The sequence below is a fragment of the Herbaspirillum sp. Her4 genome (assembly GCF_057961335.1).
On the sequence record NZ_CM176330.1, the window covers coordinates 3,959,702 to 3,972,012 of the forward strand.

The 12,311-nt window shown below is 65.2% G+C and carries 12 protein-coding genes; 8 read left to right on the forward strand and 4 right to left on the reverse strand.

Annotation, left to right across the window (positions count from 1 at the left end; translation table 11 throughout):
* Positions 1–16: 16 nt before the first annotated feature.
* The 3 genes from ACWFUC_RS17960 to ACWFUC_RS17970 form a co-directional block, all read right to left on the reverse strand.
* Positions 17–2,470, reverse strand: a complete 2,454-nt coding sequence (locus ACWFUC_RS17960; RefSeq protein WP_489622890.1) for a TonB-dependent siderophore receptor — start codon at positions 2,468–2,470, stop codon at positions 17–19.
* 64 nt (positions 2,471–2,534) lie between these two features.
* The gene (locus ACWFUC_RS17965; protein WP_489622891.1) at positions 2,535–3,569 is read right to left on the reverse strand and encodes a FecR family protein; all 1,035 of its coding nucleotides are present in this window, start codon (positions 3,567–3,569) and stop codon (positions 2,535–2,537) included.
* Positions 3,570–3,588: 19 nt separating this feature from the next.
* Positions 3,589–4,113, reverse strand: a complete 525-nt coding sequence (locus ACWFUC_RS17970) for a sigma-70 family RNA polymerase sigma factor (protein WP_489622892.1) — start codon at positions 4,111–4,113, stop codon at positions 3,589–3,591.
* Positions 4,114–4,257: 144 nt separating this feature from the next.
* On the opposite strand from ACWFUC_RS17970, the gene ACWFUC_RS17975 reads away from it, so the two are divergent.
* Positions 4,258–4,563, forward strand: a complete 306-nt coding sequence (locus ACWFUC_RS17975; protein WP_134136366.1) for a helix-turn-helix domain-containing protein — start codon at positions 4,258–4,260, stop codon at positions 4,561–4,563.
* 1 nt (position 4,564) lies between these two features.
* Positions 4,565–5,797, forward strand: a complete 1,233-nt coding sequence (locus ACWFUC_RS17980; RefSeq protein WP_489622893.1) for a type II toxin-antitoxin system HipA family toxin — start codon at positions 4,565–4,567, stop codon at positions 5,795–5,797.
* A 253-nt stretch (positions 5,798–6,050) separates the two neighbouring features.
* Here the strand turns inward: ACWFUC_RS17980 and ACWFUC_RS17985 are convergent, their stop codons facing one another.
* On the reverse strand, positions 6,051–6,953 hold the full coding sequence (locus ACWFUC_RS17985) for a LysR family transcriptional regulator (RefSeq protein WP_489637250.1): 903 nt from the start codon (positions 6,951–6,953) through the stop codon (positions 6,051–6,053).
* A 76-nt stretch (positions 6,954–7,029) separates the two neighbouring features.
* Here ACWFUC_RS17985 and ACWFUC_RS17990 point away from each other — a divergent pair, with 76 nt between their 5' ends.
* From ACWFUC_RS17990 to hppD, 6 genes are all read left to right on the forward strand, one after another.
* Positions 7,030–7,935, forward strand: a complete 906-nt coding sequence (locus ACWFUC_RS17990) for a prephenate dehydrogenase (protein WP_489622895.1) — start codon at positions 7,030–7,032, stop codon at positions 7,933–7,935.
* A 58-nt stretch (positions 7,936–7,993) separates the two neighbouring features.
* Positions 7,994–8,833, forward strand: coding sequence for an ABC transporter substrate-binding protein (locus ACWFUC_RS17995; protein ID WP_259435199.1), 840 nt, complete (start codon positions 7,994–7,996; stop codon positions 8,831–8,833).
* 36 nt (positions 8,834–8,869) lie between these two features.
* Positions 8,870–9,556, forward strand: coding sequence for an amino acid ABC transporter permease (locus ACWFUC_RS18000; protein WP_489622896.1), 687 nt, complete (start codon positions 8,870–8,872; stop codon positions 9,554–9,556).
* Between the two features lies 1 nt (position 9,557).
* Positions 9,558–10,253: an amino acid ABC transporter permease gene (locus tag ACWFUC_RS18005; protein ID WP_034336102.1), complete on the forward strand. Its 696-nt coding sequence runs from the start codon at positions 9,558–9,560 to the stop codon at positions 10,251–10,253.
* Positions 10,254–10,262: 9 nt separating this feature from the next.
* Positions 10,263–10,988, forward strand: a complete 726-nt coding sequence (locus ACWFUC_RS18010; protein ID WP_489622897.1) for an amino acid ABC transporter ATP-binding protein — start codon at positions 10,263–10,265, stop codon at positions 10,986–10,988.
* A 139-nt stretch (positions 10,989–11,127) separates the two neighbouring features.
* Entirely contained in the window at positions 11,128–12,204 is a 1,077-nt protein-coding gene (gene hppD, locus ACWFUC_RS18015; RefSeq protein ID WP_489622898.1) for a 4-hydroxyphenylpyruvate dioxygenase, read from the forward strand.
* Positions 12,205–12,311 lie beyond the last annotated feature (107 nt).

The following is a 12,311-nucleotide window of genomic DNA, read 5'->3' on the forward strand; positions in this document are numbered from 1 at the left end:
GTCTCCTCGTGAAGTGCTACCAGCGATAGCGGGCGCTGAGCACGGCGGTGCGCTCCTCGGCCCAGAAACAGGTCAGCGTCGGTTCGGCCAGGCAGGACGTGCTGCGGCGATTGGCCAGGTTGCTGACGTTGAGGGCATAGCGCCAATGGCCCTGGTCCAGCCGCAACATCGCGTCGAGCAGCACCGTGGCGGCGTTGCGCACGCTGTTGTCGGCATTGGCGTAGCTGGCCCCCGTATAGCGCGCGCCCGCGCCCATGCCCAGGCCGGGCAAGGGTTCGCCCGGCGTGTAGTCCAGCCACAGGCTGGCGGCATGGCGCGGCACCAGCATCGGCGTCTTGCCGACCAACGCCGGATCGGCATGGGCCGTATTGATGGCCTGCGTCCAGGTGTAGGCCGCCAGCAGGTTCAGTCCGGGTGACAGCGCACCGCGCGCTTCCAGCTCCAGGCCGCGTGAACGCACCTGGCTCTGGTCGACCGAGAAATTGGCGTTCTGCGGATCGCTGGTGAGGACGTGATCCTTGCTGGTCTGGAACAGCGCAGCGGTGTAGAGCGCCCGCCCCGCCTCGGGCTGGAACTTGATGCCGGCTTCGATCTGCCGTCCGTGGCTGGGGGAGAACGGCCGGCCCGCTACATCCTGCCCAGGCTGCGGCAGGAAGGACGTGCTCACGCTCAGATACGGCACCAGCGACGGCATCAGCTTCCACGACACACCGGCGCGATGACTGAGCGCATGGGCGCGCGTGTCGGTGCGCACTGCCGTGCTCAGGTTGCGGGTGGTGTCGGTGACGCGGTCGTAGCGGCTGCCCAGCGTCCAGACCAGTGAGCCGTCACGAATCTGGTCCTGCACGTAGAGCCCGGTCTGCTGCATGTCCTCCTGCAAGCGCGCGACCAGTTGCGAGGCCATGGCGATGGGCACGCCATACACCGGTGCGTCCAGGTCCAGACTGGGTGCGCTGCCGCGATAACGTTGCTCGTCCTGATGCAGGCGAGTCAGGTCCAGGCCCAGCACCACGGTGTGTTCAGCGTCACCCTGCTGCAACTGGCCCTGCAGGCGCGTATCGAGCTGGCTGCTTTGCAGTTGCGTGTCGTAGCGTGCAGCCATGCGGGTGAGCACGCTGCCACTGAGGCTGACCGGATTGAGGACCGAATACTGCGACCGCAAGCCGGCCTGGCGAAAATCCTGCAGCAACTGCCAGTTTTCATTCAGGCGATGCGCCAGCTGCCAGCCCAGCGACCATTGCTCGCCGCGCTGGCGGTCGATGCCGGGATCGCCCACCAGCGTGTGGGTGAGGCTGCCGTCGGCATTGACGGCGGTCCAGCGGCTGCTGCCGTTGCGGTCCTTGAGGTAGTCGGCCAGCAAGGTGAGCCTGGTGTCGCGGCCCAGGCGCAGCTTGAGCGAGGGGGCCAGATACAGGCGGTCGTTCTCCACGGCGCGGCCATTGCCGTAACGGAACTGGGTATCGCTATCACGCACCAGCGCCACGAGACGCGCCTGCGCCTGCCCATCCTCAGCCAGCGTGCCGCTGAGGTCGGCGGCCAGCTGGCGCGTGTTGAACGTTCCCGCCGACAGCACCAGTTCATCGGGCGACTCCGCGCCGGCCAGTTTGCTGATGCGGTTGACCACCCCGCCTGGATCGGCCTGGCCAATGGTGGCCGAGGCCGCACCGCGCAGCACTTCGACCCGCTCCAGTCCATAGGCTTCAGTGCGGAACATGCCGAAGCCCGCCACCAGCTGGCGCAGGCCGTTGAGGTAGTTGCTGGTGTTCTGCGCATTGATGAAGCCGCGCAGGTTGAAATAGTCGTAGCCACGCGGATCCACGCCATGGGTCTGGGTGTTGGCCCCCGGCAGGTAGCGCAGCGCGTCCATGACGCTGGCGGCTCCGCGTGCGTCCATTTCCTCACGCGTGACGACCGAGAGCGATTGCGGGATCTCCAGCAGCGGTGTGGCGGTGCGGGTTGCAGTCTGGCCGTGGGTGGCGGCGTAGTCTGGCTGCCCCTCGTGCATCGCCAGAGGGTCGGGACGGCCGATGATGACGACCTGTTTCAGGCGTTGGCCCTGCTCGGGGATGAGGTCATTGCCGGAGCGCGCCGGCCCCTGCCATTGCAGGCCATAGCCGCCGCCCGGGGTGCGCACGGCCCGCAGGCCGGATCCGGCCAGCAGCTGCGCGAGGGCATCTTCCACCGCCAGATCGGCGTCGAGGGCGGGGGCAGTTCGGCCCTGCACCATGTCCGGCGCATAGGAGAGCGTGATGCCAGCCAGACGCGCGAACCGGTTCAGGGCTTCGTCCAGCGGTCCGGCAGCGAGCTGGTAATGGCGATGCACTGCCCTCGCCTCCTGCGCCCAGGCGAATCCGCCGAAGCCCGGCACGGCACAGGCCAGCAGCAGCCCGAGCACGAGGCAGGGGCGGCGCAGACGGTCAGCGTGCAGTCGCGGCGGGATGAAGGCGGGCATGGAAAATGACAAGAACATTCACTGGTTTCATGAGGTATGCCGAAGCAGGCCCCCAAAACCCGCAATCCCTGGCAGAAAATTCTTATCGGCTGTTTAGCGCCGTCACCCGGACCCAGAAGCGGGTACGCTGTTCGATGCGTACCGGCAGCGCTTGCGCCAGCGATTCCAGCGCTGCATCGCCATCGCGCAGCTGGAACACGCCCGACACCTTCAGCGATGCCACACTGTCCTCGCAGACCAGCCACCCGTGGCGATAGCGTGCCATCTCGGCGACCACATCACCCAGGCGCATGTCGTGCGCCACCAGCGTGCCATCGAGCCAGGCCGTGGGGTCCATGGCGGCCGCCGGAATGGCCTGCCGCCGCAGCTCGCCGCGCGTATCGATCTCCACCGTTTCGCCGGGGACCATCACGGTGCGCGTGCCCTGCCCCGTGTCCACGGCCACCCGCCCTTCCAGCACGCTCAGGCGGGTCACGCCCTCTTGCTGGCGCACGGCGAAGCGCGTGCCCAGCGCCTGCAGGCGGGCCTGGGCGGTCTGGACCAGGAAGGGGCGATGGCGGGGCGAGAGTGCATCGCGCCCGGTATTGATGAAGATTTCGCCGTGTTCCAGCGCGATCAGGCGCTGCTCCGCATCGAACTGCAGGCGCACGGCCGTCGCGGTATTGAGGGCCAGCTGCGTGCCGTCGCCCAGGGTCACGCGGCGCTGGTCGCCGGTCCCGGTGGCGTAGCGCTGGCCGGCGAGGCTATCGAACAGCCCGGCCTGGCGTGCGGCCAGGCTGGCCAGGGCTACGCTGCCAAGGCTCAGCGCCACCCCGCCCAGCCAGCGACGGCGCGACTGGCGGCGGCTGCGCGAGCGGTTCAGCGCCGAGAGCGGCTGCTGCCATTGCGCAGGGGCGACCGGCAAGGCCACCAGCCGCTGAAATTGGGCTTCTGAGGCCATCAGCTCGGACCACACGCTTTCGTGACGGCCATCTGCCGCGCGCCAGGCATCGATGCGGGCCTGCAAGGCGGGATCCGGCGCCACACCGGAGGGCTGCGCCCGCAGCTGAACCAGCCAGGCGATGGCTTGTTCCAGGACCGGATCAGGTGGGGCCGAAGGCATTGGATTGGCGGACATCAGCGTGAAAGGATGCGCTTCAGCTGGCTTGCCAGGCTTGCCGCATCAGGTAGCAATGGCGGATGGCGGCCGCCATGTATTTTTCGACGCTGCTCAGCGAGACACCCATGCGCCGGGCGATCTCGGCATAGCCCAGGTCGTCCAGCCGGGACATCAGGAAAGCCTCGCGCGGCTTGGCTCCCAGGCCTTCCAGCATGGCGTCGATGGTGGCCAGCGCCTCCACCAGCAGCATCCTGGCCTCGGGCGAGATCACTTCCGGTGCCGGCAGATGGGCGATGGCATCCAGGCAGGCGCGTTCGACCTCGTCGCGCCGGACCTTGTCCACCACCAGGCCCTGCGCGATACGGGTCAGCCAAGCGCGCGGTTCGCGTACTTCAGCCAGCACTTGCGGCTTGCCCAGCACCCGCAGGAAGGTATCCTGGGCCAGGTCGGCCGCATCGCTGCTGCTGCCCAGCTTGCGTCGCAGCCACTGCTGCAGCCAGCCATGATGCTCGCGGTAGAGCGAGTCGATGCGCTGGGCGTCGGCGGAGTGCGGGACGGGCATGAGGGAGCCGGTAGTCTCTAAATAATAATAATTCTCATTTTAGCGGCGGATATGAAGTTTGACAACGGTGGGAAAGGTACGCTGCGTTGCGATGGATGTTTTAATGCTGTATAAATACATCATTATTCTCTGCATGATGCATTTATGCGCCATAAATCGGATTTCCTTACTGCGACAGTACACGACACGCTGACCCAGCTTGGACTGCGAATCCGGCGCGCGCGCAAAGCGCGCAAATTGTCGCTGTCGCAATTGGAACAGATCACCCGCATCCACCGCTCGACCTTGGGCAGACTGGAGTTGGGTGACCCGGGCGTTTCCATTGGCGGCTTCCTCGCCGTACTGGAAGCCTTGCAAGAGCTATCGGATGTCGAATTGCTGGTCAACCGCCCGGAAACTCCGCGGCACTTGCGCGATGCGCCGTCGCCAATAGTCGATCAGGACTTCTGACATGCGGCAAACAGCCTGCACTGTCTTCGATTGCTCCAATCCGGACGCGCCCCGCCCGGTGGCCGGTTTCGCGCTCGACGCCAACGGCGACGGCAGGCTGGGCTACGGCAAGCACTACGTTGCACACCCTGACGCGTGCTCGCTCGACCCGGTTCACTTACCGCTCCAGACTGACTTGCATACAGTGCGCCGACGCCGTGATGGCTCGTTCGGCGTGCTCTCCGATGCCGGACCAAACGCCTGGGGTGTGCGCCTGACCGCCAGCATCCATCGCCAGTACGGCCGCCCACAGCCCGAGACGCCGGTAGACTGGTTCATCCACTGCTGGCATTTCGGATCGGGCTGCCTGGGATTCTCCGAACACCATTCGGTGGTACCCGTGCCCGGTAACCGGCCCGAGCCATTGTCGAGACTGGACGAGCGGCAGACCCATGCGATCGAGGCCCTGACGGGTGACCCGGATAGCGAATTGGATGAGGAAGCACTGCGCCTGTTCTTTCCCGGTGCCAGCCTTGGCGGTGTCCGGCCAAAGACCGTGGTGCTGCATGAAGGCCGGGAGGCCATCGCCAAGTTCAGCCGCCTCGACGATCGATTCGACGTTCCGACGGTTGAATACGCCACACTGCGTCTGGCGCACCAGGCCGGCATCGACGTACCCGACTTTGAACTCGTGACATTGGGGAGCCGTTCTCTGCTTCTGCTGACCCGATTCGACCGCACGGACGATGGACGCCGTCTTCATTATCTCAGCGCCAACAGCCTCATCGACATCGACCAGGTAAACCCCGGGCTCCTTCGAACCCGTTACTCCTATGCCGGTATCGCCGAAGCCCTGCGTCCGCTGGACGATTATGCCGTGCGGGACGCTCACGCCTTGTTCCGCCGGATGGTCTTCAACATCCTGATCGGGAATGTTGATGACCACATGCGCAATCATGCTCTGCTGCGTGATACGCGTGGCCGCTATCGACTCTCTCCCGCCTTCGACCTGCTTCCGCATCTGGATGCCGCCTATCTGCCGCAATCCATCGGCGTGGGGGACCATGGTGCTGCCAGCACGACCATCAACGCCCTGTCGCAATCCCGCCGTTTCCTTCTCACGCCGAAAGAAGCGCGGACGATCATCGAGGAGGTGCGATCTTGTGTTGCGGGCTGGCGCAGGCTCTTCGCGGAGTGCGGGGTAAGCCGTACCGATCTTCAGCTGCTGGGGACCTGCATCGATGCCGGCCGTTGAACGCGCCGATGCTCTGCGCCGCGCGCTCCGGAACGTAAGGTCCGTGCCCTGACCAGTCCAAATGGACTAGTTTCTTTCCCGGCAAGCCCCGCTAGAATGCCGCCTGTAGATGAGTCACCCTGGAGGGGGGGAAAAGATCGGCCCGCATAGAGCGGCGTCGGCAGCTCGGGGGGGGGACTCATCTGCTTTCTTCTCGTGGCATCCTCTGCCGCTTCTTACGGACTTCCATCCCTGCCCCCGTTGTTGCCATGACTCAGGTCGCCGCTTGGCAAGCCTCTTTCCAGTACGCCTGCAACAGACTCACCATCTCGCGCCCGCCGGCTGAGGGCGGGCGCTCGGCGCTGGCCATGGCATAGGCGCTATAGCGCACCGGACGTGCCAGCGGCACCGCCACCAGCCGGGCATCCTTGAAACCAGCCACCGTCAGGTCGTCCACCAGCGCAATGCCCCAGCCATGCGCCGCCACACTGCAGGCGATATACGCGTAACGCACGTCCACCGCCGCCTTGCGCGCGCCCTCGCGGCTGCCCAGCAAGCCCTCCACCACTTTGCCATGCGCGGTTTCGGTTCCGAAGGAAATGACGTCGTAGGCGTGGATGTCTTCCAGTTTCAGGCGCGCCCGCGTGGCCAGCGGATGGTCCGCCGCCATCACGCACAGCACGTTGCCTTCGCCGATCAGGTGATGCGTCAACGCCGGATGCTGGTGCTGCACGAAGGCGGCCACGCCGATATCGCATTCACCGGTCAGCAACTGCTCGGCGATCTGGGTCTGGGTGGCGATTTCCATGGCAATGTGCAGGCCCGGCATGCGGCGCTTGAGTTCGGCCACCGCGCGCGGGACCAGGTCCAGCGCCGGACTGAGATTGGTGCAGATACGCAGCGTATCGGAGACCCCATAACGCAGCTGCTCGGCCACCATCTTGACGCGGTCGATGCTGCGCCAGGCGCTGTCGATCTCGCGCATCAGCGCCATGGCTTCGGGCGTGGCATGCAGGCGGCCGCCGCTGCGCTCGAACAGCGCCACCTGCAGCTTGGCCTCCAGATAGCGAATCAGACGGCTTACCGCCGGCTGCGACACATGCAGCACGTCGGCTGCGCCGGACAAGGTCCCGGCCCGCATCACCGCGCGAAACACTTCGATCTGGCGTAAATTCATGGGTCTAACCTGATGTTATAGATGCTGGATATTTTGGCATTGGCGATTATGGCTTGTCCATCTGATACTTTGCGCCATGCAGACCTCATCCACACGCCAGTCCCTTCCCTTCGAACGCATCGCCCTGTGCGGGGTCGGGCTCATTGGCGGCTCCATCCTCAAGGCCTTGCGGGCCAGCGGCTACCGGGGCAGCATCACGGTGTTCGACATTGATCGCGCCATGGCCGCACGGGTCTGCGAGGAGGGCTATGCGGATCTGGCCGCCGCCAGTCCCGAGCATTTTTTCCGCGATCATGACCTGGTGATCCTGTGCCAGCCGGTCGGCGTATTGCTGGATTACCTGCGGGTGCATCGGCGCGACATTGCCTACGGCGGCGCGCTGGGCATCGACGTTGCCAGCGTCAAAAGCCCGGTCTTGCAAGCACTGCAGCAGGACGGCAGCAGCGACGCCCTGGCGCGCTTCATCCCTTGTCACCCGATTGCCGGCAAGGCCACCCATGGCTGGATCTCGGCCGACGCCGATCTGCTGCAGGACAAGCTGTGCATCCTCACCCCGGACGCCGCCACGCCCCCGGCCGCACTGGCCCGCGTGGAGGAATTCTGGCAGCGGCTGGGTGCTCGTACCGCGTGCATGGCCGCCGGGGAGCACGATGCCATCTATGCCAGCCTGAGCCATCTGCCGCAGCTCCTGAGCTATGCCTACCTGCACGGCCTGGCGCAACAGCCGCAGGCGCGGCAGTGGCTGGCCTATCGCGGTAGCGGGTTTACCGGCTTTACGCGCCTGGGATCTTCCGATCCTGCCCTGTGGGCCGACATTGCCGTGCATAATGCGGCACCGCTGCTGGCCGAGATCGATCGTTTCAGCGCCTCGCTGGCCGAACTGCGCGCGGCGCTGGCCGCCGGCGAGCGAACCAGTCTGGCCGCACATTTCTCCACGGCACGGGATTTGCATGCCGCCACGCAGCACACGGGCGGATCCTGATCGCAAGACTTGCAACGCCTTTTTGTCCACCCCACCACAAAAAACGAGGAGCCTCACCATGACCACCCACTCCACTTTGCGCAAGACCCTGTTCGCCCTCTCCGTCACGGCCGCCTGTATCGCGGCCACACCCGCCGCCCATGCCGACCAGTTGGCCGACATGAAGGCGCGCGGCACCCTGGTCTGCGGCACTCTGACCAGTACCGAACCGCTGGGCTACCAGGATCCGCAGACGCGCCAGATCGTCGGCTTCGACGTGGACATGTGCAAGGCCCTGGCCCAGCACATGGGGCTCAAGATGGAACACAAGGGCTTGTCCATCGAACAGCGCATCCCTGAACTGAGCGTGGGCCGGGTGGACGTGGTCTCGGCGGCGCTGGGCTATACGAAGGAACGTGCACAGCAGGTCGCCTTCAGCTCGGCCCACTACCAGGTGCCGATCCGCGTGATGGTGAAGAAATCCGCCAATATCGACAGCTTCGCCAAGCTGGCCGGCCTGCGCGTGAGCGCGGTCAAGAGTGCCACTACCGAAATCTACGCGCGTCGTGGCCTGCCCAAGACCGAGATCGTGACCTATCAGGACGGTCCTTCCGCCTTCCTGGCCTTCATGCAGGACAAGGTTGACGGTTTCTCCACCTCCGAGACCGCCGGCCTGCGCTATCTGGTCGAATCCAAGGGCCAGGCCACCTACGTCAACGATGCACTGGCCTGGGAGCCGACCGCGCTGGGCGTGAAGAAGGATGAGCCGGCCCTGCTGGCGGCGGTCAACAAGTCGCTGGAAGACATGGAAAAGGCCGGCGAGATCGATGCCATCTGGAACAAGTGGTACGGCCCCAACACCCGCTTCGCCTTCGCCCGCGAGAAGAAGCTCACGCCCATCTCGGCCTTCGCCCAATAAGCTTCACGCCACCGCAATGAGGATCGAGGGAAGCCCATGAAAGACCTGTTGCTGGCCAATCCGGACTACCAGACCCTGCTTGCGCACGGTCTGTGGGTCACGGTGAAGCTGTTCGTGACCAGCTGGATCCTGGCCATGCTGCTTGCCGCGCTGCTGACTGCCGTACGCAGTACCAGCAGCCGGCTGGGGCAGGCCCTGGTGGCCCTGTTTGTCGAGTACCACCGCAATGTGCCGGGCCTGGTGCAGATCTTCGTGTGGTACTTCGGCGTGCCGCAGCTGCTGCCGCGCGAGGTGCAGCGCTGGATCAACCACCATGACGGCGAGTTCTTCTTTTCATGCATCGCGCTCACGCTCTATGCCGCCGCTTACATGAGCGAAGACCTGCGCAGCGGCCTGCGTTCACTGCCGCGCGGCCAAGTCGAGGCGGCCCGTTCGCTGGGCATGTCGTATCGCCAGACGCTGCAGCACATCCTGCTGCCGCAGGCCCTGCGTGCAGCGCTGCCGCCGCTGGTGAACCAGACCCTGGCGCTGTTCAAGGCCACCAGCCTGGCCATGACCGTGGGCGTGGCCGACGTGATGCACGCCACGCGCCAGATCGAGAACGAAACCTATCGCACCTTCGAAGCCTTCCTGATGGTCTCGGTGGTGTATGTGCTGCTGTCGTGGCTCATCATGGGGGCCGGCGCTTACGCCAGCCGCCGCTTCAGCAGCGCGAGGAACTGACATGCTCGATATCCTGCACGACTATGGCCTGATCCTGCTGATCGGCGAGTATCCGCACGGCCCGCTGGGCGGGCTGGCCATGACCCTGATCCTGGCCGCCGCCGCCCTGCTGCTGTCGTTCCCGCTGGCGGTGCTGGTCGGCATCGGCCGCACCTCGCCGATCCGTCTTGTGTCGCGTCTGGCCGGGCTGTACGCCAACACGGTGCGTGGCCTGCCGCTGCTGCTGCTGGTGTTCTGGTCGTATTTCGCCGTGCCGATGCTGTTCGGCAAGAGCATCAATGCCAGCCTGGTGATGCTGGTGGCGCTGGTGATCTACGAGAGCGCCTATCTGGGCGAGATCGTCAAGGCCGGCATCCAGGCCCTGCCGCGCGGCCAGACGGAAGCGGCGCGCACGCTGGGCATGGGGTACTGGACCACGCTGCGCAAGGTGATCCTGCCGCAGGCGCTGTTCAACATGATCCCGAGCATGATGAACCAGTTCGTGGTGGTGGTGAAGAACACCTCGCTGGCCTACGTGATCGGGGTCGATGAACTGACCAACGCCGCCTACCAGGTCAACAGCCAGCTGCTGACCAAACCGTTTGAAGTGTATGCCTTGCTGGCGATGACGTATTTCGTGGTGTGCTTCGCCCTGAGCCGTGCCGTGGCCGCGCTCGAACAGCGCATCGCCCGGACCCGCCGCAGCCGCCCCGCCTGAGGAATGACCATGCTTGAATTCATCAATGTCCATAAATCCTATGGCAACACGCCCGTGCTCAAGGGCATTTCCGAGACCGTCGCCTGCGGCGAAGTGGTGGTGGTGTGCGGCCCTTCCGGGTCCGGCAAGTCGACCCTGATCCGCACCGTCAATCGTCTCGAAGAGATCGATCGCGGCAGCATCCGCGTGGCCGGCCAGGATGTGCACCAGCCGGGGCGCGACATCAATGCCCTGCGGGCCGGCATCGGCTTCGTGTTCCAGCAGTTCAACCTGTTCCCTCACCGCAGCGTGCTGGACAACGTCATGATGGCCCCCACGACCGTGCGCGGCATGCCGCGTGCCGAGGCGCGCGAGCATGCCCATGCCCTGCTGGAACGGGTCGGCCTGGCGCACAAGGCACAGGCTTTCCCGACCGAACTCTCCGGTGGCCAGCAGCAGCGTGTGGCGATTGCCCGCACGCTGGCCATGGAGCCGCCGCTGATCCTGTTCGATGAACCCACCAGCGCGCTCGATCCGGAAATGGTCGGCGAAGTGCTGGCCGTCATGAAGGACCTGGCGCGGCAAGGCATGACCATGGTTTGCGTGACGCACGAGATGGGCTTTGCCCGCGAAGTGGCCGACCGCGTCTGGTTCATCGATGCCGGCCAAGTGCTGGAACGCGCGACGCCCGAGGATTTCTTCCACCGCCCGCAGCATCCGCGCGCGCAGAAATTCCTGTCCGACACCCGCCACTGAATGCCGGAGGCCGCCAGTATCCGGCCTCCTCCAGATGACATACTGACTCACCGCAGCGGCCGCTGGCCGCTTGCGGAAGGTCTCGCGCAGCCTGCGCATCCGCCCGCCATTGATCCTGACCCATCCCGAGGAGAAGACCATGCCCGACCTGTTTGACAATCCCATGCAATTGATGGGCTTCGAGTTCGTCGAATTCGCCGCCCCCGATCCGACCGTGCTGCACCAGGTGTTTTCCATGATGGGATTCACCAGGGTCGCCAGCCACCGCTCCAAGGCGGTCAGCCTGTATCGCCAGGGCAGCATCAATTTCATCCTCAACAGCGAACCCGGCAGCGCCGCGTCCTACTTCGCCAGCGAGCACGGCCCCAGTGCCTGTGGCATGGCCTTCCGCGTCAGGGATTCGCATCACGCCTACGCACGCGCCCTGTCGCTGGGCGCGCAACCGGTGGAGATGCCGACCGGCCCGATGGAATTGCGCCTGCCGGCGATCAAGGGCATCGGCGGTGCACCGCTGTACCTGATCGACCGCTTCGAGGAAGGCAAGTCCATCTACGACATCGATTTCACCTTCATCGACGGGGTGGACCGCCAGCCCAAGGGCGTCGGCCTCAAGGAAATCGACCACCTGACCCACAATGTCTATCGTGGCCGCATGGCCTACTGGGCCGGCTTCTACGAGAAGCTGTTCAACTTCCGCGAGATCCGCTATTTCGACATCAAGGGCGAATATACCGGCCTGACCTCCAAGGCCATGACCGCGCCCGATGGCAAGATCCGCATTCCGCTCAATGAGGAATCCTCCAAGGGCGCCGGCCAGATCGAGGAATTCCTGATGCAGTTCAATGGCGAAGGCATCCAGCACATTGCCCTGTCCACCGATGACCTGATCGGCACCCTGGACCAGCTCAAGGCCGCCGGCCTGCCGCTGATGACCGCCCCGCCGGCGACCTACTACAAGATGCTGGAAGGCCGCCTGCCCGGCCACGGCGAACCGGTGGCTGAACTGCAGTCGCGCGGCATCCTGCTCGATGGCAGCAGCGAAGGCGGACAGCGCCGCCTGCTGCTGCAGATTTTCTCCAAGACCTTGCTGGGACCGGTGTTCTTCGAATTCATCCAGCGCAAGGGCGATGACGGATTCGGCGAGGGCAATTTCAAGGCCCTGTTCGAATCCATCGAGCGCGACCAGATCGAACGGGGCGTGCTGGCGGCCTCGTGATGAGAACGCGCAGGCGCGGATTCCCGGCCTGCGGAAGAGGCCGGGAGCGGCTGCTACAGCGTGCTGTAGCAGCCGTCCAGAAAAAAATTCTGTGCGGTTTGAGTGTC